This window comes from Larkinella humicola, assembly GCF_008727875.1.
In the GTDB taxonomy this organism is placed as follows: Bacteria; Bacteroidota; Bacteroidia; order Cytophagales; family Spirosomataceae; genus Larkinella; species Larkinella humicola.
Map to the genome: position 1 here is coordinate 576,285 of NZ_VTWS01000004.1, position 24,638 is coordinate 600,922.

The window sequence follows — 24,638 nt, forward strand, 5'->3', positions numbered from 1 at the left end:
CTTTCCAACCGAAAAGATGCCGACCACTTTCCAACCTTTGCAGGGACTTACGGATGACGCCATCGTCCGGTCGCGCGCTGAACAGGGGCGTAACGTCCTGACCACAGATGCCCGTTCCGGCCTGTTCGCAACGGTCCGGGAAGTTGCAACCGAGCCCATGTTTATCCTGCTGGTCGTAGCCTGTACGATTTATTTCGGGATTGGTCGGCTGGAGGAAGGCATTACGCTGATCGTGGCCCTTTTTCTGGTAGCCGGTATTTCGGTCTATCAATCCGTTCGCAGCGACCAGGCGTTGGGCGCTTTGCGGGACCTGACCCAGCCCAAAGCGCAGGTTCGGCGCAATGGAACATTGACCACCATTCCGGTGGAAGACATCGTCGTGGGCGATGCGGTGCTGGTCGAAGAGGGCGAAAGCATCCCCGCCGACGGCCAGGTTCACGAAACCAACGACTTTTCGGTGGATGAATCCATCCTGACCGGCGAATCGGTTTCCGTTGCCAAAACACCCGGCGACCCGGTTTTTGCCGGGACCCACACGGCATCCGGCAGTGCGTGGCTGACCGTAACGGCGGTTGGCGGCCAAACCGAACTCGGACGCATCGGGCGGAGCATCGGTACTATTCTGACCGAAACAACGCCCCTGCAACGGCAGATTAACCGATTTGTCATCCGCATGGCGTGGATTGGTGGAGGAGCGTTCGCCCTGGTGTGGACCATCAATTTCGCCCGCTCCGGCGACTGGGTCACGGCTTTGTTGTTCAGTCTGACGCTGGCTATGTCGATTTTGCCCGAAGAAATTCCGGTGGCATTCAGCAGTTTCATGGCCCTGGGAGCCGCCCGGCTGAGTCGCATGGGCGTTTTGACCAAACAACCGCAGACGGTCGAGAGCCTGGGTTCGGCTACTGTGATTTGCACCGATAAAACCGGCACCATTACGCAGGACGGCATGAGCGTCCGGCAGTTGTACGATGTCGCAACGGATGCGCTGGTTTCGCTACCCGGCCCGTTGTCCGATTCGGCGGCACGGGTGCTGGAATACGCCCGCTGGGCGAGTGAAACCGAACCTTTCGACGCCATGGAAAAAGCCATTGTGGCGGCTTTCTTCGAAGACGATCCGGCTAAAACGGTGAATCAATACCCGATGGTGCAGGAATATCCGCTGGCGGGGATGCCCCCCATGATGACCCACGTCCGGAAGGCACCGAACGGCGAGGTGATGGTGGCGGGGAAGGGAGCCGTCGAACATGTTCTGGCGGTTTGCCGACCCGATCCGACGGTGGCCGACCGGATCCGTCAGCTAACCAAAAAGTTGTCGGAAAGCGGTTTTCGGGTACTGGGTGTGGCCAAAGGAACGTATGATATGCCCCATTTCCCGGCGGAGCAGGATGATTTTGCGTGGACCTTTCTGGGACTCGTTGCCCTTGAAAATCCACCGAAACCGAATGCCGGTGCGGTGATCCGGGCGTTTACCGAAGCCGGTATTGAGGTGAAAATGATCACCGGCGATTTTCCCGAAACCGCCCAGGCCATTGCCCGGCAGGTGGGGCTACCAGCGGCTGACACGTTTGTGACGGGCCAGCAGGTGATGGAAATGGACGATGCGACGCTCCGGCAGCAGGCAACTCAGACGGCGGTTTTTGCCCGCATGTTTCCCGAAGCCAAACTGCGGGTGGTGGAGGCTCTCAAGCAGAATGGCGAGGTGGTGGCCATGACCGGCGACGGGGTCAACGACGGCCCGGCACTGAAAGCGGCTCACATTGGCGTGGCGATGGGAAAACGCGGAACCGAAGTGGCGCGTCAGGCGGCCTCGCTCGTGCTGGTCAACGACGACCTGAGCAGCATGGTCGACGCCATCGCGCAGGGTCGCCGGATTTACCAGAATCTCAAAAAAGCCATTGCCTACATTGTTTCCATTCACATCCCGATTATCCTGACCGTGGCGGTGCCGTTGCTGGCAAACTGGAAATGGGAAAATCTGTTTACGCCCATTCACGTCATTTTTCTGGAACTGGTGATGGGACCGACCTGTTCCATTGCGTTCGAGAACGAACCCGCCGAAGCGGGGCAGATGCGCCAGCCGCCCCGACCGCTCACCGACACTTTTCTGGCCGGGCCGGAACTGGGGCGGAGCATTGCGCAGGGACTGGGAATTACGCTGGCCGTTCTGGGGGTCTATTACGTCGCCATGCAGGCCGGGGGAAGCATTGAGTTGGTTCGAACGCTGGTTTTTTCGACTCTGGTGCTAAGCAACATCCTGTTGACGCTGGTAAACCGGTCGTTTATGCAGTCGGTGTTTCAGACCATTCGGCTGCCAAACCGCCTGTTGTGGCTCATGCTGGGGCTGACGTTTGCGCTCTTGCTGGTGACCTTGTTTGTTCCACCCGCCCGGGAGCTGTTCGGATTTGTTCCCATTCCGGCATCATCGTTCGGCTGGTGTGCACTGGCTGCGCTGGTTGGGGTGGGCTGGATCGAGATTTACAAAGTGATTCGGTCCTAAATTTCGCCCGTTTAGGGATTCTCGGTTGTAATTATACGAAAACCGGTTTGTCCGTTAGCTCAGCATTCGATAAACGACCAGAATGACGCCGATGAGGTACAAGGTGGTAAAAATCACCTTGTTGTAACGCGCCAGCCATTCGGGCAGGAAGATGTCAAAATTGTCGTGAGTGGAATCGGAGTAGTTCCGGGCGATGAGCGTTAGCGGACAGCGGCCGCTGAATACCAGCAGGGTTAATCCTTCCAGAACAACCAGTCCAATGGCAATTCCCGTGTAAATGGTGATGTCGTCCGCCAATCCGCAGTACAGGATGTAGCCAATAACGCTTACAAAAAAGAACCAGATGACGGTATGAATCAATTTCAGAACCACCAATTCATGGCCGTTGTTCGTGCGGTTTTCTCGTGTGTTCATCAGCCGCCAAGTTATAGAAGGAGCCGTAGAGGAGAACATCACCCAAATCATGGATTTTGCTGATCCTGCTCATGTCGGGACGGTCTGCTCGAAAGTAGTTTTGAAGAGACAGGTGGTTGACCAAATCCCCTGGTCGATATAAGCAGAAACCGGTAAGACAGGGTATGAAAACAACAACAGCGCAGAATATTCTTCTGATATTACTGGCGTTCCTGGGGTTGGGAGCCCTGGGAGGAGGGTTGACCTTCATTCTTTCGCCCGATGGTACACTGATGGGAATGCCGGTGTCAGATCAATCGCCTTTTCGCAGTTTTCTAGTGCCGGGAATCATTTTATTCGTCGTTCTGGGGATGGTTCCGGTTGGGTTGGTATTTGCTTTGCTAAAAAAGCCGACTTTCGACGGGGCCGAGCTGCTTAATTTTTACCCGGATATGCACTGGTCGTGGACATACAGCCTCTACGTCGCCTTTGCCCTTATTAGCTGGATTCAGGTCCAGATGGTAATTATTCAGGCCGTTCACTGGCTGCACACATTCTACATGTTCTACGCGGTGGCGATTCTTTTTGTTGCCCTGTTACCAGCCGTTCGGAATCTGTATCAGCGAAAAAGTGCCACTGACGCAGTATAAACCGCCCGAATCAACGGGTAGCGGCAGTCGCCGCAAGATTATTCCGGCTCTATATCACGCAAGCCGGTATTCGTGATACGTAGTAACGGCCCGAAACCCGAATTTTTGATAAATCCGAAAGCCGTCTTCCGAAGACTGCAGGAGTGCGGTTTTATACCCGGCCTGTTTCGCGTAATTTAAAGCATGACGCATCAGTGCCGTTCCAATTCCTTTTCCGCGAAATGCCCGAAGCGTAGCTAAACTGTAGATACCAACGGTTTTAGAATCAGATGGAAACAATTCGAGGACGGAAGCCGGTTGGCCTTCCCAATCATACACCAGAAACACATTTTGTGGAGAATTCAGCAAAGCTGGAGCAACCCGTTGGTAGTAGATTTCCACCTGTTGATCCGGTGGGGTCCAGTTCCGGGCGATTATGCTGGCAAACTCCGCCAGTTCGTCCTGGGTCTTAACGACTCTGATTGCTGTGTGATTCGAATCACCGATTGGGCGGTATGCATCCAGTGCCAGGATCATGCCCGGATCAGACCCCACGCAAAACGCCCCCAGTTCCTGCAAATGCCTCCGTGTCGTTTCGGTGGCTGTGGTTTCGCTGAGCCAGAAACAGAAGGGTAGCCCGGACTCTTTCGTGTACGCAACCACGGTTTTCAGGGTGTCAAAACTGGCCTGACTGGTGTTCTGAAAGTGGACAATATTGAAGGTGTCGGACGGTAACTGCGCATTGACGACCGTAATTCCGTCGTTGGTCCAAACGTCCATGCCAGCGGTTTGGGCAGCCAGTGCCTGGATGTGCCGGTTGAAATTGTCGTCCAGAAGCTGTTCCGGCGTACTCATAACGAATTAGCGAAACTACGCGTAAACTACCGGCTCACCGGTGCTGCCGGCTTGGCGGTTTTTTTCCGGTAATCGCCCCGCGACAGGTATTTTTCGATCAGGCAATACAGCAGAATGAAAAAGTACCGGCTTCCCATTTCCTTGATTTTCAGCTTCGATTCGCCGTATTTCCGGTTCGTCCAGCTATTCGGCACCACGGCGTAGTTGTAACCCCGCACCATCGCTTTCAGCGGCAGTTCAACGGTCAAGTTGAAGTGGGGAGACAGGAACGGTTTGAGTCCTTCCATCGTCTCACGCTTGTAAAGTTTAAAGGCGTTGGTGGTGTCGTTGTAGCGAATGCCCATCATCATCCGAACGATGAAGTTGGCGGTCCGGTTAATGACTTTTTTCAGCTCCGGATAGTCGATCACTTTGCCGCCTTTGCTCCACCGGCTGCCAAAAACGCAGTCGTAATCGCCTTCCAGCATTTTGTAGTAGAACTTCACCAGATCTTCCGGGTCGTCGGACATGTCGGCCATGAAAACCGCCACGCAGTCGCCCGTAAACCGTTCCAGACCGTAGCGAACGGCGTAGCCAAAACCGTTCGGCCCCGGATTCGTGTAATAGACCAGGGTCGGAATTTCGTGCGTTAGTTGTTCCAGCACCTGCGCCGTCTGGTCCTTGGAATTGTCGTTGGTGACGCAGATTTCGTGCGGAATACCGTATTTGGCCAGCGTTTGGTACAACGATCGCAGCGTTTCAGGAATGGATTCCTGTTCGTTATAAGCTGGAATAACTACACTTAATTTCATAATCGATCCATTAAACGGTAAGGCATTAACCGGATGGCACTATACACTTTCATGAGTGGTGCCGGCACAATATAATTTTGTATGATATCCTTGGCAATCGACGATTTGGGCTTCCCCATGTACAGGTACTTCAGGGCGATGCCCGCCCGGCGGAAGTAACTTTCGCTGTACTGGTTCGCATCCAGCATCAATTTATAATACCGGGCGATGTTTTTGCGCAGTACTTTGTCATACTTGTAATCCAGTTCGCGGTTGATGTTGGAATACATCAGAATCCGGTTGTTCAGAAACTTCCGGTCCTTTTCATTGTCGGCGTAGCTGGCACCGCCGAGGTTTTTCCGGTATACCGACATTACCTCGTCGATGTATCCGATTGGACCGGCTTTGGCCAGCAAGACATTCCGCGGAATGTCGCCACTCTGGGACTGGTAATACCAGGCCGGATACTCCGGGATGGCATTTTTCCGAAACATGATGCTGGAGGTGGCCATGAAAAAAATCTCATCTTCACCAATCAGGTCATCCATCATCACCACCGGTTTTTTGTCTTCAACGAGCAAAACCGAATCGTACTTTTCGTCCTCAAACACCACCCGGGCGTTGGTGAAGCAGCACGAATAGTCGGGGTGCTGGTCGAGCATGTCGGCCTGCTTTTGCAATTTATGCGGGCTTATCCAGTAGTCGTCCCCGTCCATTTGCGCAATGTATTCCCCCCGGGCCGCTTCAAATGTGCTCAGGGCATTGTGCATCCCATTGTTGCCCATGTTGGTCGGGTGCAGCAGCAACCGGATTTTATCGGGATAGCGAGTCTGGTAGTCGGCCAGAATTTCGCGGGTGTTATCTTTCGATAGATCGTCGCCCACAATCACTTCAAAGTCGAAGTTCGTCTGCTGGCTCAGAACGCTGTCTAACGTCTGACGAACAAATTTGGCGTGATTATAGGTAACGATACAGACGCTTACCTTCATCTTAATTGAAGATTTCATTCATCTGATTCACCGCCGGAAAATCGGGTGTAATCAGCTCGGCCTGGGGCTTGTAAATGTACGCTAGCGGATAGCCCCGGTCGATGAATGTACTTTCCAATAAGTTGTTGTAACGAAGTTGAACCGACCAGCGAACCGATTCCGTCGAGTTGATCCCGGAACGGTGAACCAGAAAGGCGGAGAAAAACAGCACGTCGCCCACTTCAAACTCGAGCTGTTGCCAGTTGTCGGTCAGCAGTTCGTCGGGAATGGTACCGATGTAATCCACTGACGTAGAGTCGTATAAGCCTGTCCGGTGGCTTTGTGGTAAAATCTGAAGCGCGCCCAGATCGGCTCCGGCCGGCACCAGCGGAAACCACACGACCACGCTGTCGAGCGATCCCTGACCCGTGCGCCAGTCCTGGTGGGCTCCCAACCGCCAGTAATCGTCGCGTTTGGCGAGGTGGCGGCTGTTGAACATCATGGCCGGTCGAACGCCAATCACGGGGTATTCCAGCCCGAGTTCTTTCAGGGTGTCCGTAATGCGGGCATCCGTCCCCAGCCGGTGCAGCGAAACCATGTGCTGAACCTGTTTGCCGGTGTTGGCAAAGGCCGTGAAATCGGCGGCAAAAAACCGGTACATGGCCTGCTCGAACGACGGCAGATCGTCGATGTCCACCGATTCGCCGAGGGTCCGTTGAATCTGATAGGCAAAAATCTGGCGGCCTTCCCGGTGAATGGCCGTAATTAAGTCCTTATCCAGAAAATTTTTCAGCAGAACGTACCCTTCCTGCTTGTATGAATCGCGGAGTGATGCCATGACGGTATGAATGAGTTAAAATAGTACTAAACTAATGTAAACGATGTGGATGACTCTTGACAAAGGTACCTTACCTCACTGGTAATGTCAACTTAATCAGCGGCATTTTAGTAAACGAACCCTTTGTTCGGAATGGCCTGCCGGTCAGTCGTTATGGAATAATTCCTTAGTTCTCCTCTTCCTGAACGGCGTAACCAAAGCCCGAAGCGCCAAAACCGTTGCCGTTGTAGAGCATCGTCCACTGGCCGTGGTGCTGGAAAAGGTGGCAATAATCCATCATGGACGAATCCCAGCCGTCTTCCGACCGCTCAATGCCAGCCTGGTCGTCTTTCCGATCCCAGGTAATGCCGTCTTTCGACTCCGCATACCCGATGCGGTAACTCTTTTCCACACTGGTCCGGAAGTCGGTGGCACTCCGGTAGGAATAATACATTTTGTACAAATCCCCGTCTTTAATCACCGCCGGGCGACCAATGGCGTCCGTAAATTCATTGTACCCGATGCAGGTGATGCCGGTGCGTTCCCAGGTAATCCCGTCTTTCGACTCGGCGTATTTCACGTTGTAAAACGGTTCCGGGTGGCCGTTGATGATTTCGATTTTGGTACACGACAGGTACCACATCCGCCAGCGTTCCGTTCCGTCGGCCTCGGTTTCGACCATCACACAGGGCTGTGCAATCCAGACCTGATCGTAAATCGAGCGGTCGAGCAGCGGCCCGTCGTAGGCCCGCTCAAACGTAAGGCCACCGTCGCGGCTGATGGCCAGCCCAATGCCGAGCCGGTACCAGGCGGTTTCGCTTTTGTTCCAGCCGGTGTAATACAGCCAGATTTCGTCACCCCGTTTGATAAACCACGAAGGCATCGCTCCGGTTTCGTCAAACATACCCACAGCGCCTTTGCTCAAACACGGTTTGTCGTGAACATACAGCACCTTCGACAAATCGTTGGCGTCCAGTTCGACAAATGACGTAGACGAGGAGCGGTTTTCGTCGCGGGTGGCAAAATACACCCGCAGCCGTTCGTCGCTGATCGGGTAAGCAAAGGGAACCTGCGCGTGGGTGCGGCTAAACGGAAGGTGTCCGTCGGTTTTGTAAATCAGTCCTTTTTTAATCCACATGGGTGTTGGTAGTTGAGATCGGTTGTTGATAGCGATCGGCGCGGACGTAAATGCGTGTTTTGTCCAGATCACCGGCCAGGCGGTAATGCGCGGCTACGAAATCCCGCAAGGCCGGGAACGATTCATGACCCTGCGTCGCCCGGTCGTTCAGCCAGAGCGATTGCCCGACGGCATCGACAAAAACCGGCGGCATGGAACGATGCAGATCCGCGACGTAGCGTTTGCGGTAGATGTCGCGCATCGGATGGTCGAAAACGCAGCGGATGGTGTGGTTTTCATTTACGCCCTGCGGCATTTGCGCTTCGACGTAATACTTGCACATCCAGCCCCAAACCGCCAGCTTTTCGCCGGGTTTGGCATAATCCAGAATCTTCCGGGTGACCACCGACTGGGGCATTTTTCGACTGCTCTGCACGCAGGCATTGAACGGCGTGCGGTTTATCGCCCAGCTTACGTAGCGAACACCGTACGGAATCAAGGCTGCGGCCAGCACGACGGCGGCAATGCGGGGGGCGACCCACGGGCGGTTGCGCACGGAATGGCGGATTTCGCTCAGAAACCAGCCGTTCAAAAGGCCGATGGGGCCGATCAGAAAGAGCAAATAATGGGTGTATTCCGATCCGGTTCGGGTGATGGCAATGAATGTAAAACCGATCAGCAGGAGCAAAAAAGCCCAGATTTTCCAGGTATGGATCAGCCGGAACCGGTTTCGGATCAGAAAAGCCAGAAACGTGATGCCCAAAAACAGAGAAAGCACGACGAACCAGTTGAACTCTTCGATTTTCTGGAAAAAAGCCGGTAACCGGAGCAAATGCGCCCAGGCTTGTCCATCGCCACCGCCGTAATTGAAATTGGCGATGATGTAAAAGGTGATCATGTCGTCAAAAACGCCCGTCAGGGACGTCAACGCCACAACCAGCAGCGGAAAACTCATTCCACCCAGCACCAGCCCGACGAGCCGCCCGGTTTTTTGGCGAACCGTCAGATCCGGGCGCGTCAGCAGGTCGATGGCGACGAACAGACCCACGCAGAACATCATCGGAACCGCCTGGAGCTTCCCGAACGGAACCATCCCGGCCACCAGTCCGACCAAAAAAATCCGGCTTTGCGACGGAACGGATTGCTGTTGGAGACCTGCGTACCAGTAATACAACAGGCCCAATAGAAAAATGGGCAGGTGTTCGCTGCTGTAATGCACCAGATCGGCATTCTGGGTCATGGCCAGCAAAATCAGGGAGGGTAGCAAGGCCCAGCGGGCTACATCTTCGCCAAACCAGCGTTCCAGCGTTCGGAAGAGCAGCCAGAGGGTGGTCAGAATCAGAATAAGCCCAGTGATGCGGGCGGCAATGTAGTCGAAAGTGAAGCCCAGCCAGCCGGGAATCAGCAACAAATAACTATCCAGTGGCCCACCGGTTGTGCCGTCGACCGAGCGCCAGAAAACCGGGTCAACACTCAGCGTTAGTCCCTGGGCAATGATCTGGCTTTCGTCGGGATTCAGTTCCTGGTTAAAAACCACCACCGGTAACCGCATGAAAACCACGGAACCCAACGCCAGCACCAAAAACAAAGTCCGGCTTTGCCAGATCGTATTCGGACGTAGCCAGGCCGGACCAACTGCCAAAGCACCGGTCAGCCAGAGCAAGCCGTAGCCAATTCCCAGAAATACGATGGGGTTTGAGTCAAAACTGAGCATACCTTCCGAACTAAAAAGGTCAGCCGCCCGCAGGTGGCTGACCTTTGCCTTGCTTTCAGAATACGTTAGATCTGAACCTGCAAACGCTTCACCATGCTGTCGTGCATTTGCACCAGCGTTTGACGCAGATCATATTCCCAGTTCCAGTCGGGGTAATGGCTCTTGAATTTAGACAAATCGGATACATACCAGATGTGATCACCGATGCGGTTGGTTTCCGAGTAGCTGAAATTCATCTTGTTCCCGGAGATTTCTTCGCACAAGACCCGTGCTTCCAGCATCGAACAGTTAGCGTGACGGCCACCGCCGGCGTTGTAGACTTCGCCCGGGCGGGGATTCTGGTAAAAGTGCCAAAACATGTTCACCAGGTCATGGCTGTGAATGTTGTCGCGAACCTGCTTGCCTTTGTAGCCAAAAATGGTGTAGTGATTGCCGGTGATGGCACACTTCATCAGGTACGACAGGAAGCCGTGCAACTGCGCACCCGAGTGGTTCGGGCCGGTCAGACAGCCACCCCGGAAGACGGCGGTTTTCATGCCGAAATACCGGCCATATTCCTGCACCAGAATGTCGGCAGCCACTTTCGACGCGCCGAACAGCGAGTGTTTGGTGTGGTCGATGGACATGTGCTCATCGATACCGTTGGCAAAATACGGGTGGTTTTCGTCGATTTCCCAGCGGGTTTCGGTTTCCACCAGCGGCAGATAATTCGGATTATCGCCGTATACTTTATTGGTAGACGTGAAGATGAAAACCGCATCGGGGCAGTGCAGACGGTTCATTTCCAGCATGTTCAGCGTGCCGTTGGCATTTACGCTGAAATCGGTGAAGGGCTCGCGGGCGGCCCAGTCGTGGCTGGGTTGGGCAGCCGCGTGAACGATCAGTTTAATATCCGTGCCGTATTCCTGAAAGATGGGCTCAAGTTCTTCGACTTTGCGGATGTCGGCTTTATAATGGCGGTAGTTGGTATACGAATCTTTCAGACGGTCGCGGTTCCAATCGGTCGAACCGTCCGTGCCGAAGAAATACTGTCGGAGGTTGTTATCAACGCCGATTACCAAATCGAATTTTTCTGAGAAAAAGGCAACTGATTCACTTCCGATGAGCCCGGCAGAACCTGTAACTAATGCAATATTCATATCGCTTCTTGACTAAATAAGGTTGGATACATCAAAAAAATACTATTCTTCACTCGAAATCGGGTGTAAAGTAAATCAAAAAAAGTATAATAGTCTATACCGCAGGATAAAACCGGAAGTCGAACAAAAGGCGATGCAATGACTTCATGAAGCCTTTACATCGCCTGTATCGTCTTGTTTATTTCTTTTTGCTAGGGCAGCGTCACTCGCTTACTTGCCGAACAGTTTCTGACGAATCTTGTTCGTGCGGTCGGCCAATTCGGGCCGGGAAGCATATTTGTACGTGGTTTGAACGGCGGCTGAATCCAGTCCGGGGCCGTATACGTATTTATCACCATCCCGGAAATCCTTCTGACGAATGGTATTATATTTCTGGTAATCGCAGGAAGTCAGCGAACCAACCACCAGCAGGAATACTCCTATATTCAAAAGACCTTTCATACAAACGGTTTCAAAATTCAGTACAAAACTATAGACTACCGTCCAATTCGCCAATAATACTTCAAATTTTTATCATTCTGATCGTTACCCCGTTCCCCTGAAGGGGCCTTTTAGATCCGGGTTAAGCTGAGTCCAAGTCCCCTTCAGGGGATTTAGGGGCAAAAACTCAGTTTTTCAACCGCTCGATTTCATCCCAGACAAACCGGATCAGCCGCCCGATGTGTGCTTCCGAGAAGTCGAACGGAACGTCGGCGGCCCGGTAAATGTCGCGGATGGGCGCCGTATAGCCCAGCTTCAGTGCATTCATATAGCCCTGTAAGCCTTTTTGCGGGTCCTGCCGAAAATTCATCCAGACGCCAATGGCTCCCAGTTGCGCAATCCCGTATTCGATGTAATAGAACGGCACTTCGAACAGATGCAACTGCTTTTGCCAGCTACAGGCTTCGTATTGCTCCAGCCCTTCCCAGCTCGTGATCGTATCCGAAAACTCCTCGAAAATGCGTATCCAGGCGGTTTTGCGCGCGTCGACGGTCGCAGCCGGGTCGGCCGCCGTTTCGTATACCCAGTGCTGAAATTTGTCGATGGTTGCTACCCACGGCAGTGTTTCGATGATGGACTCCAGGTGCTGAATTTTGGCCCGTTTCAGGTCTTCAGGATTTTCAAAAAATGCGTCCCAGGAATCCATCGTCAGCAATTCCATCGACATCGACGCCAGTTCGGCCACTTCCATCGGCGGGTTGCGGAACGGTTTCAGCGGCAGATCGCGGGTCAGAAACGAATGCACAGCGTGGCCACCTTCGTGCACCATCGTCACCAGATCGCGGAGGCTCGAGGTTGCGTTCATAAAAATGAACGGCACGCCGATTTCTTCCAGCGGGTAGTTGTAGCCGCCCGGAGCTTTGCCTTTGCGTGATTCCAGATCCAGATGGCCCATGGCCTTCATAATCCGCAGACAGTCACTGAAGTACGAGCCACCCACAGCAGCATCGAGCCGGTTGAAACAGGTGATGGTTTTGTTCAGCAATTCATTACCGGTTTCAAACGGTTTCAACGCCGGTAAACCGTCGGGATCGACTTTGGCATCCCACGGGCGCAGCACGTCGAAAGAAACATCCGCTTTGGCCAGCTTCTCTTTCCGTTCCAGCGCGAGCTGATCGAGCAGCGGCACCACGGCTTTTGAAACCGACGCGTGAAAATCGAAGCAATCCTGCGGGGTGTAGTCGAAACGGCCCATCGCGGCAAACATATAATCGCGAAAATTGGCAAAACCGGCGTTGACGGCCACCTGATGACGTAAATCGCGCAGCCGCGTATACAACTCGTCGAGCTGGTCTTTGTCCTGATACCGCCGTTCCTGAATTTTCAGCCAGACTTCCTCGCGCAGGGCGCGGTCGGGCGATTGGAGTAGGGTGCCAGCTTGCGGCAGTGTGATTTCCTCCGAAACACCCTCAGCGTTGTTCATCTGAATGGTCATGGCTCCGACCAGGGCCCCGTATTTGCGCTGCTCGGTCTGAATGTCGGTTTGTAGCGGAATATTTTCGTCGCGGAAGATTTCAATGGCCTTTTTCATGCCGCGCAGGGCAATGTCGAAGCCTTTTTCCCGCAGTTCGACCAGGTACGGACTCTCGACGGTGCGTTTATCCAGCGTGTTTTCGTAGGCAGATAACTGCGGCTGAATTTCGGTAATGAAAAAATTGAACTGGTTGATCAAATCGGCGTTGGAGGTGTCACAGGTCATCCGGATATACCGCCAGGCGAAGTTTTCGGACAAGTACGATTCCAGTTCACTACGGTCGGCCAGCCATTGGCGCAGTTCGTCGGCGTTGTTGAGGGGGCGCTCCACCAGGTTATCGTACAACGGTTTCACTTCGTCCCACGTTTTCAGAACAAATTCTTCGCCAATAAATGGCCGGGCCGGTCGCGTTGGCAGGGTTAGTGTCGTTTCCATATTCATACAATTACTGACTGGTTTCGCAGAAAAAAGCGCAGGTTTCGCTTTCCTTTTTCACCTCCGCGAAACATTTTTTATTCAATTTCAATCACGACATCGTGGGTCATCGGATGGGCCACACAGGTCAGAATGTACCCGGCTTTCAGTTCGGATTCCGCCAATCCGTCTTCTTCGTCCAGATGCACTTTCCCCGACAGGCAGCGACCCATGCAGGCCGTACACATGCCCGCCTGGCACGAATAGGGAAGGTCGATGTCCAGTTCAAGCGCGGCCTCGAGGATCGTTTGATGCGGTTCGACAATAAACTTGTATTCACTGCCTTCGTACAGGACGGTAACTTCCGGTTTCGACGACGACGGATTGACCGGTTCGGCCTCCACCACTTCGCCGTGTGTTTCGTGCGGAGCCGTGGCAAAGCTTTCCTTGTGAACCTGATCGGTCGGAACGCCCAGAAGTTTTAAGGCTCCGCGGGCTTCGTCCATCAGGCCGTCGGGGCCACAGAGGTAGTATTCAGCCTGGCGCGTGGCCTCAGCGGGGAGCTCTTCGAGCAGTTTCAGAATCGCCGACTGGTTCAGCCGACCTTCCAGACCGGTCCAGTTGCTTTCCGGCTGACTTAAGATATACGTGATTCGAAACCGTCCGCCCGATTGCTGCGCCAGTTCGTTCAGTTCTTTTTCGAAAATAATCGACTGGCGGTTGCGATTGCCGTAGAGCAGCCAGAGTTGCGTCTGCGGTTCAACGTGCAAAATCGATTTAGCCATCGAAATCAGGGGTGTGATGCCGCTTCCGGCTCCGATCAGAACGATCTGACGGCGGTTTTTAGGGTCTAGTTTCGGAACGAAGGTTCCCAGCGGTTCAAGCGTTTCGAGAACATCGCCGGGTTTGGCATGGTCGCACAGGTAGTTGGAAACCGCACCACCGGGCAGGCGCTTGATGGTAACGGCCAATGACACATCCGTGTGCGGTGAGCTGGACATGGAGTAGGAGCGACGCACCTTCTGACCTTCAAACGGCAAAATAAACGTCAGGTATTGACCGGGTTGATACCGGACCTCTTCATTGATGGGATGCCAGAAATGGATGGTAACAGCGTCCGGTGTTTGCCGAACAACCTCTTTTACTTTCAAAAAATAACGATTTGCCATAATTCCAATATCGCCGGAGCGATTCCTCTTCATTCATTTAGTGGCGGTGAGTAAGCAGCACTGGAAACCATTCCGGAGACTGTCGGCCGACGAAGCCGCAATATACTATTGAATTGCCAATCCGTTTGGGTAACAAATTGTAGTTGATTCAGGTTTGCCGTTCTTTACGCCAAATTTCAATTCGCGTCGCTTTTATAATTATTTAGGCAGATATTCGCAGCCGAAGTTCCGTTCGATCCATGAAAAAAATACTATTCTTTACGCCCTACGGGTCTTTTACCGGCTCAGAAGTTGTGTTGTGGACGTATCTGCAAAATTATGACCGGCAGCAGATTCAATCGGCTTTGTATAGTGAACAGCGCGGACCCCTTACGGCGCAGCTACCGGCTGATATTCCGCTGTTTACCTCCCCATTTAACCGCGGTTTTGCCCGAAAAGTGTATTCAAAAGTAACCCACGCGATGGGGGTGAAAGTGTACGAAAACAACATCCGGCGTCTTCAGGAGCAGTACAAAGCCGATTACTGGTACCTGAATACCGTGCTGATGTTTCCGCTTTCGAAGCTGGCCGAACAGTTGGGCGTGAAGGTGATTTCGCAGATTCACGAGCTGCATTCGTCCTTCGAATCCATTGCCTACGACGAAATGGCCCATTCCATGACGTATTCGGATCTGGTCATTGGCGTTACGCAGCAGATTTGCGAGCTGGCGACGGTGATGGGCGCCAAACGGACGGCTTTGCTTTATCCGATTGTCGATTTGAGCAAAAAGAACATTTCCACCGAGCGGGTGCAGGCCCTGCGGAAAAAGCTGAACATCCAGCCGGGAGCTTTCGTCTGGACGATGGTCGGAACGCGCATTTACCGGAAAGGCGTCGATATTTTTCCCTTCATTGCCCAGGCCCTCGCCGACCAGCCCTGTCATTTCATCTGGATGGGTAATTCGAAGCCGACCGGTCTGAATTACCTGGTCGATAGCCAGATCAAGGCCCTGAATCTGCCCAACATGAGCTTCGTCGACGTGCAGACCGACGATTATTATAATTACCTGCAACTCGCCGACGGGCTGGTGATGACTTCGCGCGAAGAACCGTTTGGTAAGATAATGACCGAAGCCGCGTCGCTCGGAAAACCGCTGGTGGCGCCCAACGCCGGAGGGGCCAGAGAGTTTATTGTGCCGGGCATGGGCGAGCTGATCGACTACCCGACGCCCGACCAATTCCGGAAAGCCATGCTGACGGTAATGACCCACCCGGATTCATACCAGCCGGACCTTCTGATTGAAAAAAGCCACCAGTTTGATGCCTCCATTCAGGTAAAAAAATGGGAACAGGCTATTTTAGCCCTCTGAAAGACCGGTTTTGCTTCGAAAAATGTTACCGTTTACTAACATTTGGTTAACTTGAAGTAACCATTTTTGCTACCGCATAATAAATTCAGGAGCAGTCTGCACAATTTTTGTGGGCCTTATTCGCTACACCTTTTGAAGAATTTGTCAGATTACGACAAATTCAGTATCTGCATGCTCTTGTGTATCAAGTAAACAACTTTCATCCATTCATTTATTCATGCCGGGACTTGCGCAGCAGCAAGAGTGGTTCCGCCTTCGTTCCGGGCATTCCGATACATTGGAATGATTTTTGTCTTTCGTAGTAATCAAAACCGAATTACAGCCTGCTAAGCGACAGCCGGGCTGGTAATCAAATCAACTCATTCGGTCAATGCGTACAGAGATTTTCTCGCGTTGAAATCGACAGACCGAACTTAGCCATTGATGAGTGCCGAATTTTGCGGATACGTGGAATTTTCCCCGCGTCTAAGATTTTTTGTAACCTTATCAAGCTGAAAAACGAAGTAAAATATAGCCCATCGCACTGATGATCAGGAATTTGACTGTAACCTTTATCCATTTCTTGTTGTTTTTCGGATTGGTGTACACGAGCGCAATGGCGGATGGCGGAACTGAGCCATCGACCCGCCCGGCTTCAGCACCTAAAATCCCGGAACGCCAGCGTTACCTGGCCATTGTGGTTTTCAACTACGAAACCGACCCGTCGAAAGACGATGAAATAATCGAAAATGCGGGCCGGATGGGCTGTAATGCCGCCGAAATTTCCGTACACTGGGACAAGGTGTATCCCACCCGCAACAGCGCTCCCAACTGGCGGGTTGTCGATTCCCACGTCAATACCGCGCTTCGGATGGGCATGAAGGTCGCCATCCGGGTTCACCTGGCCCGCGAACCGCAATCGCTCGGCGGGTTCTATTCCAATTCTGAAGCCATGGTGGCCGCCGACAACACGGTCATGAATTTTGGGGGGGCTGTCCAGTTTAGTTTTGCCCACCAGCAAACGCTCGAACTCGCCAAAGATTTTGTCCGGCAGGTGGCGCAGCATTACCAGTATTTACAGGATCAGGATCAACTGCTGTTTATGTCGGCCACCGCTTCCCCAATTCAGGAAGCGGAATATTCGCCCCGGAACCAACGCGGAGACTCGACCTACCCCATTCCCTTCGACTACAGTGAGCCCATGAAACAGGGATTCCGGCAGTGGTTGCAGGGGCGGTTTTCGCTGGATGCGTTGAACCGGCGCTGGGGAAGTGACTTCAGTCGCTGGGACGCGGTTACGCCAACGCCCTACAACCAGAGTGACCCCTACATCTCGTTCGGCCGCGGGCGTTGGGGGGAAGACTGGTACGTTTTCCGCCACCTGATGCTGAAGCGGTTTCTGGATGAAACGACGCGAACCATCAAAGAAGTCAACGGATCGATTCAGGTGGTTAACCAGCATGGTTGCGTCTGGGATCGCCAGAGTGGGTTGCGGTCGACGTTCGCTTTCAAAAACCTGGGTCAAAACTCGGACGGTCTTAAAATCAACGATGGACCCGACTACAACCACCGTTTTTCGATCGATGTGGCCCGGAGCAATGTTCGGCCGGGCGCCTGGATTTGTAATGAAGTGGATGGCATGTACCAGGCCAGTGTGCCGGTTTCGCGTTTCTACGACCAGGTGGCCGAAAGTTTCGAGCACGGTGCCCGACTGGTTACGCTCGCTAACTTTGCGGGCTGGGACGCCCGTCCCGCGCTGAACCAGGTGATTCAGCAGGTCGTAAGCCGGGGGTTGCTCACGCAGCCGGTTACGCAGGTACAACCCGCCAGCAGCACCAGCTACAAATTGTCATCGATGGTCAGAGATGATGTCTCCGACCCCGAGGGCCGCGCCGGTGACCAGTGGTCGAGGCAATATTTTCAGAACGGACGCCGGGCCGTTAACATCACCATCAACGAAGACTGGCTGGAAGACAATGCCAACCAGGATCCGCGCGTTCGGCAGACCATTCCGAACCAGACGGCCTACGTGGAAAAACCGTTTGAATTCAGCATTCCCCCGTCCACCTTCGAAGATCCCGACGGTTCCATCACCAAAGTAGAGGTTACCTCCGGCTTGCCGGCTCTGGGGCTGTCGGCCAACGGCGTCACGATTTCGGGAACGCCCAACGGGACCGGCACGATCACGGTGACGGTTCGGGCCGTTGACAATAAAAATTCGCCGGTAACGACGCAGTTCCAGATTACCGTGCAGGGGCCGAATGCTAACCAGGCACCGGTGGTTTCGCAACCGATTCAGGATCGTACGGCACTCGTTGGGCTGGAGTATTCGTTCCGGATCCCGGACGAAACATTTAAAGACCCGGATGGACGGATAGTCAGTGTCAATGCTTCGGATCTGCCGGGCGGACTGTCCTACAACGCCGAAACGCTGACGATCAGCGGCAAACCGACTAACGAAGGCGTTTCCACCATTACTCTCAAGGCCACCGACGACAAAGGAACCAGCGTTTCGACGAGTTTCAAACTGACGGTTACCAAACAGGACGACGTCAACAAAGCACCGGTGGTCAGCAGAACCATTCCGGCCCAGACAGCCACCGTCGGCCAGAGTTTCAGCTACACCATTCCAAACGAAACCTTCACCGATCCGGACGGCCAGATTACGAGCCTGGAAGTGTCGGGCCTGACCAATGGCTTCACGTATGAAGCCGATAGCCGGACCATCAGGGGAACACCGGTTACGGCCGGTACGGTTACGGTGAAAGTAAAAGCCAACGATAACAAGGGCGCCAGTGTGACGACCGAATTCCGGCTGACCATCAACAACGGCAGCTCCACGTCCCAACTGGTGATTCTGGAGCCAACCATGGATTGCGTGACCGGTGAAATCAAATTCCGTACGAGTGGGGGCGATGGCACGGCGGTTGAGTTCCGGGCGGCCGGTATTACGGAATGGACGGGCAACAGCACTTTCACCGTAGCCCCCTGGCTCCGGAATGGCTCGACCCTCGATATTCAGGCCCGGCAGAGTGGTAAAGAAGTGAGATTTACCTACACAACGCCTTGCAAAGGCTATGAGCCGCCAACGGTTGCCAAACCGATGAGCGATCAGTCGTATCCGATTGGCCAGTTTCTGATTCTGAAAATTCCGGCGGAAACCTTCCAGACCTCAACAACCGTCGTGATGGCGGCCAGTGCTTTACCCGAAGGGCTGGCGTTTGATAGAAACACCCGGGCCATTTCGGGCACTCCAACCAAAGCCGGTGCAACCACCGTTACCATTACGGTTACCGATGAGCGGGGTGGCAAGGCCGAAGATGCCTTTGTGATCACCATTCGGGAGAATGCCTCTCAGCCCCTGGTGATGATTGCACCCACCCTGAACTGCCAGACGGGTAGAATCACCCTTCGCACCGAAGGCGGCAACGGGAGCGCCCTGACCTACTCGATCCCGGGTTTTGCCGACTGGAACACCAACCCGACGTTTACGCTTGCGGCTAATCAATTGAGCGGAACGGAACTCCGGTTACTGGCTCGCCAGGGCGACCGCGAAGTGAGTTACACCTACACGACGACCTGTTCGCCACCGGGTTCGTCGACGCTGGCCGACCAGACCATTTTCGTGGGGGAAGCGTATTCGTACGCCCTGCCTGATCCCGGTGCCGGTGTTAGCTATGTCGTTACTGGACTGCCCGATGGGTTGACGTACAATACGGCAACCCGGATTATCTCCGGGTCGCCTGCAAAAACCGGTGCTACACGGCTGATCATTAAGGCTACGGATGACAAAGGGAGCGAAATTGGTTCGCTGGCGTTCAATCTGCTGGTCATTGCCCGACCAACCAATCCGACGAATGGCAGTTTTGAAGGCTATCTGGATGTGGTGAACTGTGCGAACATTGCGGGCTGGGTGTGGGATGCCAATCTGCCTAATACGCCCCTGACGATTGAGTTTCTGGTCGGTAGCACGCTGGAATCCGCCAAACTGGTCGGAACCACGGTTGCCGGCCTGTTCCGCCAGGATTTGAAAGACAGTGGCAAAGGCAACGGCAGTCACGGCTATCGCTGGGATGTGCCGGAGGACCTGAAGAATAACCAGACCTACTCGATCTGGGCCCGGGTTCAGGGAACGACCTATTTGCTGAAAGGCTCACCCAAGACCCTGACCTGCAGTGGTACGTCAACACCGAACACCCCAACGGACCCATCGACCAATCAACCACCGGTACCACCAAGTCTGTCGACCTTAACCGCTGCGGCTAATGTGGCTTACCTGACGATTTTGCCGGTATTCATCGACGCGGGACCGCTGACGTATGAATTGACGGGAATCCCCGCGGGGTTACAATTTGATCGCCTGACCCGGGGATTTGGTGGAACACCGACAACTCCGGGAGTTTACAAGCTGACGTATACAGCAACGGATAGCCAGAGTGCCAAAACCAGCATTGAGATTACGCTGACGGTTACCGGTTCGGGTGTAACCCCACCCACTACGCCAACGACCCCAACCACACCAACGAACCCCGTGAGTGGTAATTTCGAAGGTTTTCTGGATGTGGTAAGCTGTGCCAGCATCGCGGGCTGGGTGTGGGATGCCAATCTGCCTAATACGCCCCTGACGATCGAGTTCCTGGTGGGCAGCACGCTGGAGTCGGCCAAGCTGGTTGGCACCACGGTTGCCGGCCTGTTCCGTCAGGATTTGAAAGACAAAGGAAAGGGCAACGGCAGCCACGGGTATCTCTGGAATACGACCGATGAACTGAAGAACAACCAGACCTATTCGATCTGGGGCCGGATTCAGGGAACAACCTATTTGCTGAAAGGCTCCCCCAAAACCTTGACCTGTGCCGGTAGTCCGACCACGCCATCGACTCCCACCACGCCGGGGACGAATCAACCCCCGGTGGCGCCGACTCTGTCGAGTTTAACGGCCACCGCCAATACCGCTTACTTAACGCAATTGCCGGGTTTTACCGATCCTGAGGGAAGCGCACTAACCTATACGCTGAGCGGTCAACCGACGGGCCTGGCATTCGATGTGAACAGCCGGGGGCTGAGTGGCACCCCGACCACCCCCGGCAGCTACAAACTGACCTACACGGCTACCGATAATCAGAATGCCAAAACCAGCATCGAGATCTCGCTGACGGTTAATGCAGCCTCCACGACACCACCAACGCCGACGACGCCAACCAGCCCGGTGAGCGGGAACTTTGAAGGCTATCTGGATCTGGTGAGTTGTCAGAACATTTCCGGCTGGGTTTGGGACGCCAACCGCCCCAATACGCCCCTGGTTCTTGAATTTCTGGTGGGCAGCACACTGGAATCTGCCAAACTGGTGGGGACCACCGAAGCCAGCGTATTCCGTCAGGATTTGAAAGACAGTGGCAAAGGCAATGGCAGCCACGGGTATCTCTGGAATACGGCCGACGAACTGAAGAACAACCAGACCTACTCGGTTTGGGCGCGGGTTCAGGGAACCACGTATCTGCTGAAAGGCTCGCCCAAGACGCTGACCTGCACCGGCAACACCACGCCGACCACGCCGACTACCAATCAGCCTCCGGTGGCACCAGCTCCGTTGAGTTTGACGGCCACGGTTGCGGTTGCTTACTTAACGCAACTGCCGGTTTTCACCGATCCCGAGGGAAACACGCTGACCTATGCGCTGAGCGGCCAACCGGCTGGATTGTCGTTCGATGTGAACAGCCGGGGCCTGAGCGGTACGCCAACGACCGCCGGCAGCTACAAACTGACCTACACGGCTACCGATGCGCAGAACGCCAAAACCAGCATCGAAATCACGCTGACGGTCAATCCGGCCGCCACCACGCCCACCACCCCGACCAGCCCGGCGCTGGTTGTGCTGGCACCGGACTACGATTGCCAGACCGGCCGAATTACCTTCCGCACCAGCGGGGGTGACAACACGCTGATCGAATACCGGGCCGTTGGTGTGACCGACTGGACGACGACCTCGACCCATACGCTTTACCTCACCATGCGGAAGGGAAGCACGTTCGATATTGAAGCCCGGCAAAGCCAGAAGGTGGTGAAATACACCTATACAACGGCCTGCGCTGACGGCAAAAGCCCCATCAGCGACCAGATCATCACCAAAGGGCTGTTCCACACCTTTACGCTGCCGGAAGCCGGTGCCGGGGTTCAGCTTGAGGTGACCGGTTTACCGGATGGCATTACTTACAACGCGGCCAACCGGACCTCCAGCGGAAAACCGCAAACGGCCGGAGAGTACATCGTAACGGTGAAAAGCACGGGTCCCGACCAGAAAAGCAGCAGCATTACGTTCAAGCTCACGGTTCGGGAGCCTCAGTTAACGGTTCAGTTGATGAAGGCCGGCAACGCAGCGTCCCGCCAGGTTATTCAGGAGTTGCTCAACAACAGCTCGATCGGGATTGCCAATTTGCCGGACCGGGTCAATTTCTTCTGCACCTCGAACGTGCCGGTGGGCAGTATTTCCTTCGAATTGACCGGTACCTCGCAGAACAACTACGTTGATAACCAGTCACCGTTTGGCCTGTTCGGCGACGACGACGGTTTCAAACCACAGACCGGCGCGTATGTGCTTCGGCTGGCGGCTTTCACGGGAGCCAATGGCAGTGGGGAAACGATTATCACCAAAAACATCGCCTTCTCGTTCGTACCGGGCGGTGGCCGGATCGCCGTTCAGAGCATCACCGACAATGCCGAAACTGACGGTGACGCGTGGCTGGTGTATCCCAACCCGGTTCGGGAAGAAATCAACCTGACCCTGCCGTCTTCTACGCCAACTCCTTACCGGTTTTCGCTTTCGTCAACAACCGGAAATCAGTGGGAATTGCAGGACAACACGATCAATACCGTCCAGCGCAAGGCCGTTCTCAACGTTAAAACCCTGCAACTGCCGACCGGTTTGTACTTCCTCCGGGTCGACAATGGCGAGGGAGTGTTGAAAGTGATCAAGGTGTTGAAGCAATAGGTTCAGAGGCAAGACGATAGACCTGAGAGAAAAGATTACAAACCAAAAAAGCGACGGATGTCCGTCGCTTTTTTGGTTTTTCCAGTAAAAGACTGCCTTATTTACCAGACAGTAACGACTCGGCATCCTGGTGGTAGAGCGTCAGCCCGGCGATGGGTGTTTCCAGAATGTGCCGAACGCTCAGGCCTTTGTCATTGGCCACCTGCCGCAGAATATCACTGTAATAGAAGGCCACCGAGCCGACGAAATGGATCGGCAGGTTTTTGGCATCGGCAAATTTGCGGATGTAGGTATCGAAAAACAGGCTGAAGGCGTCGTAGACCATCTGATACGCGACCGGATGGCTCCGGTTGTCGAACAGAAATTTGGAGAAAGACGCAAAATACCGGTTTGGAAAAGGCTGTTTATAGGCATGATCCAACACCGTTAACCGGTCGACTTTGGGGTAACGTTTCCGGAATTTCTCCGCTAATTCCGGCGGGAGCTGGTCGTGGAGATACCGAACCACCAGCGTTTTGCCCAGATAGCCGCCACTGCCTTCGTCGCCCAGCCAGAAGGCCAACGAACCGCTCAGTTGCACAATGTCGCGGCCGTCGTAGAGGCAGGCATTGGAGCCGGTTCCCAGAATGCAGGCAATCCCGGCGTTGTGGTGGCACAGGGCACGGGCCGCTCCCAGCAAATCGCTGCTGACCTGGACGTTCTGTGCATCCGGAAAAACCGCCCGAATGGCCTTCTCGACCACCCCGCACGATTCTTCGCTGTTGCAACCGGTTCCGTAATAAAAAACGTCCGTCACCGTTTCTTGAATGGTTGGTAACAAACTGGTTTGCAGTTCGGCAGCGATGGCAGCACTGTCCTGGTAATAGGGATTGAACCCAATGGTGCGGGCCTGGTCTACCCGGCCGGTGGTGTCGATGGTTCGCCAATCGGTTTTGGTGGAGCCGCTGTCTGCGATGAGTATCATATTCGGACTGTGAGTTGCTGGTTAACTGATTAATTTTCCGACCGGTTTGAAACGCCCAAACACCCATTCGCCGTGGGGCGCATCGGGCAGTTCGTCGGTGAGATCCTGGCCGGCCCAATGTTCATAATGTTTTCCGTTTCGCCAGAGTCGGCTTGGTGATACATCGTAAATAATGCCCTGGTACGCACACCAGATTTCGTCGCGGTCGGAGCCGTTTCGGAGCGCGAGTTGCGAGCGGGTGTATTCTTTCAGCGTATCCTCTTTGCCAACATTCATGGACTTATCAACAGTTCAGTCGGCAAAAATGCAACTTTACCGAGAAGTTTATACAGGGATTTCGTAAAAACACTTAACTTTAACCGCTTACTAATGAACACAGTCGCGTCTTTAAATTTTTACGTTTTATGAAAAAAACTACACCAATCGCCTTTGTTGCCGTGTTGACCTTGTTTGCGGTTTTAACCGGCTGCAACAAAGACAAGACGACCCCGCTTTCGGACCGGATCAAGAAAAACTGGACGGCGCAAAAAGTGGAGGAAAACAACGTGGTGGTTTATACCAAAGGCGGAACCAGCAATGTCAAGCCGGGCTATTCGCAATATTCACTGGATTTGAGCAATCCACCCACCGTGGTGATCAAACAGGTCGATGGGTTTACATCGACCGGGCAATACGAATTGCAGGGCGATACCAAGCTCATTCTGAAGAGCCTGAGCCCGGCACCGACCGATGGGCCAACCATTGAATTCAACATCGGCACGGCTACTGAAACCTCCCTGGAACTGACCCGGACAACGGCAGACCGCAAAACCGGCGGCACCACCAACAAATATACCCTGGCCAATCCATAGATCTGTCCGGTTCCGGGTTGGGATCAACCGGGAATTGCGCCGTATATTTCGCCGTTTTCGAACCGAAAGCGGCT

Annotated in this window: 18 protein-coding genes; 5 read left to right on the forward strand and 13 right to left on the reverse strand. The window is 54.1% G+C overall.

Features of this window, described 5'->3' with window-relative positions:
* The first annotated feature begins 16 nt into the window (after positions 1 to 16).
* Positions 17 to 2,497, forward strand: a complete 2,481-nt coding sequence (locus F0P93_RS18335; protein WP_150878471.1) for a cation-translocating P-type ATPase — start codon at positions 17 to 19, stop codon at positions 2,495 to 2,497.
* Positions 2,498 to 2,551: 54 nt separating this feature from the next.
* On the opposite strand, the gene F0P93_RS18340 is transcribed toward F0P93_RS18335, so the two are convergent.
* Positions 2,552 to 2,911, reverse strand: a complete 360-nt coding sequence (locus F0P93_RS18340) for a hypothetical protein (RefSeq protein ID WP_150878473.1) — start codon at positions 2,909 to 2,911, stop codon at positions 2,552 to 2,554.
* Positions 2,912 to 3,075: 164 nt separating this feature from the next.
* Here F0P93_RS18340 and F0P93_RS18345 point away from each other — a divergent pair, with 164 nt between their 5' ends.
* Positions 3,076 to 3,540 carry a hypothetical protein gene (locus F0P93_RS18345; RefSeq protein ID WP_150878475.1) on the forward strand — a complete coding sequence of 155 codons (465 nt, stop codon included), beginning with the start codon at positions 3,076 to 3,078 and terminating at the stop codon, positions 3,538 to 3,540.
* Positions 3,541 to 3,594: 54 nt separating this feature from the next.
* Here F0P93_RS18345 and F0P93_RS18350 read toward each other — a convergent pair whose 3' ends face one another.
* The 10 genes from F0P93_RS18350 to F0P93_RS18395 all read right to left on the reverse strand — a co-directional run bounded on the left by F0P93_RS18350 (position 3,595) and on the right by F0P93_RS18395 (position 14,436).
* Positions 3,595 to 4,374 carry a GNAT family N-acetyltransferase gene (locus F0P93_RS18350; RefSeq protein WP_150878477.1) on the reverse strand — a complete coding sequence of 260 codons (780 nt, stop codon included), beginning with the start codon at positions 4,372 to 4,374 and terminating at the stop codon, positions 3,595 to 3,597.
* Between the two features lie 26 nt (positions 4,375 to 4,400).
* On the reverse strand, positions 4,401 to 5,165 hold the full coding sequence (locus F0P93_RS18355; protein WP_150878479.1) for a glycosyltransferase family 2 protein: 765 nt from the start codon (positions 5,163 to 5,165) through the stop codon (positions 4,401 to 4,403).
* Positions 5,162 to 6,151, reverse strand: a complete 990-nt coding sequence (locus F0P93_RS18360; protein WP_225309543.1) for a glycosyltransferase family 2 protein — start codon at positions 6,149 to 6,151, stop codon at positions 5,162 to 5,164. The genes F0P93_RS18355 and F0P93_RS18360 overlap by 4 nt, the downstream gene beginning before the upstream one ends.
* Positions 6,135 to 6,950 carry a phytanoyl-CoA dioxygenase family protein gene (locus tag F0P93_RS18365; RefSeq protein WP_150878484.1) on the reverse strand — a complete coding sequence of 272 codons (816 nt, stop codon included), beginning with the start codon at positions 6,948 to 6,950 and terminating at the stop codon, positions 6,135 to 6,137. The genes F0P93_RS18360 and F0P93_RS18365 overlap by 17 nt, the downstream gene beginning before the upstream one ends.
* 166 nt (positions 6,951 to 7,116) lie before the next feature.
* Positions 7,117 to 8,067: a glycoside hydrolase family protein gene (locus tag F0P93_RS18370; RefSeq protein ID WP_150878486.1), complete on the reverse strand. Its 951-nt coding sequence runs from the start codon at positions 8,065 to 8,067 to the stop codon at positions 7,117 to 7,119.
* Positions 8,057 to 9,760 carry a hypothetical protein gene (locus tag F0P93_RS18375; RefSeq protein ID WP_150878488.1) on the reverse strand — a complete coding sequence of 568 codons (1,704 nt, stop codon included), beginning with the start codon at positions 9,758 to 9,760 and terminating at the stop codon, positions 8,057 to 8,059. Before F0P93_RS18375 ends, F0P93_RS18370 begins: the two co-directional genes overlap by 11 nt.
* A gap of 65 nt (positions 9,761 to 9,825) precedes the next feature.
* Positions 9,826 to 10,899 carry an NAD-dependent epimerase/dehydratase family protein gene (locus F0P93_RS18380; protein ID WP_114404363.1) on the reverse strand — a complete coding sequence of 358 codons (1,074 nt, stop codon included), beginning with the start codon at positions 10,897 to 10,899 and terminating at the stop codon, positions 9,826 to 9,828.
* A gap of 210 nt (positions 10,900 to 11,109) precedes the next feature.
* The gene (locus F0P93_RS18385) at positions 11,110 to 11,340 is read right to left on the reverse strand and encodes a hypothetical protein (protein ID WP_114404362.1); all 231 of its coding nucleotides are present in this window, start codon (positions 11,338 to 11,340) and stop codon (positions 11,110 to 11,112) included.
* Between the two features lie 166 nt (positions 11,341 to 11,506).
* Positions 11,507 to 13,294 (reverse strand): M3 family oligoendopeptidase, encoded by a 1,788-nt coding sequence (locus tag F0P93_RS18390; protein ID WP_150878490.1) that lies wholly within the window; start codon positions 13,292 to 13,294, stop codon positions 11,507 to 11,509.
* A gap of 71 nt (positions 13,295 to 13,365) precedes the next feature.
* Positions 13,366 to 14,436, reverse strand: a complete 1,071-nt coding sequence (locus F0P93_RS18395; RefSeq protein ID WP_150878492.1) for a ferredoxin--NADP reductase — start codon at positions 14,434 to 14,436, stop codon at positions 13,366 to 13,368.
* Positions 14,437 to 14,675: 239 nt separating this feature from the next.
* On the opposite strand from F0P93_RS18395, the gene F0P93_RS18400 reads away from it, so the two are divergent.
* Both F0P93_RS18400 and F0P93_RS18405 read left to right on the forward strand, forming a co-directional pair.
* The gene (locus tag F0P93_RS18400) at positions 14,676 to 15,785 is read left to right on the forward strand and encodes a glycosyltransferase family 4 protein (RefSeq protein WP_150878494.1); all 1,110 of its coding nucleotides are present in this window, start codon (positions 14,676 to 14,678) and stop codon (positions 15,783 to 15,785) included.
* A gap of 526 nt (positions 15,786 to 16,311) precedes the next feature.
* On the forward strand, positions 16,312 to 22,749 hold the full coding sequence (locus F0P93_RS18405; RefSeq protein ID WP_150878496.1) for a putative Ig domain-containing protein: 6,438 nt from the start codon (positions 16,312 to 16,314) through the stop codon (positions 22,747 to 22,749).
* 97 nt (positions 22,750 to 22,846) lie between these two features.
* On the opposite strand, the gene F0P93_RS18410 is transcribed toward F0P93_RS18405, so the two are convergent.
* A complete protein-coding gene (locus tag F0P93_RS18410) occupies positions 22,847 to 23,713 on the reverse strand; it encodes an N-acetylglucosamine kinase (RefSeq protein WP_150878498.1) in 867 nt (288 codons plus the stop codon).
* A 21-nt stretch (positions 23,714 to 23,734) separates the two neighbouring features.
* Positions 23,735 to 23,989 (reverse strand): cytochrome b5 domain-containing protein, encoded by a 255-nt coding sequence (locus F0P93_RS18415; RefSeq protein WP_138995074.1) that lies wholly within the window; start codon positions 23,987 to 23,989, stop codon positions 23,735 to 23,737.
* A gap of 128 nt (positions 23,990 to 24,117) precedes the next feature.
* Between F0P93_RS18415 and F0P93_RS18420 the strand changes: the two genes are divergently transcribed.
* Positions 24,118 to 24,564, forward strand: a complete 447-nt coding sequence (locus tag F0P93_RS18420) for a hypothetical protein (protein WP_138995073.1) — start codon at positions 24,118 to 24,120, stop codon at positions 24,562 to 24,564.
* The last annotated feature ends 74 nt before the right edge of the window (positions 24,565 to 24,638 follow it).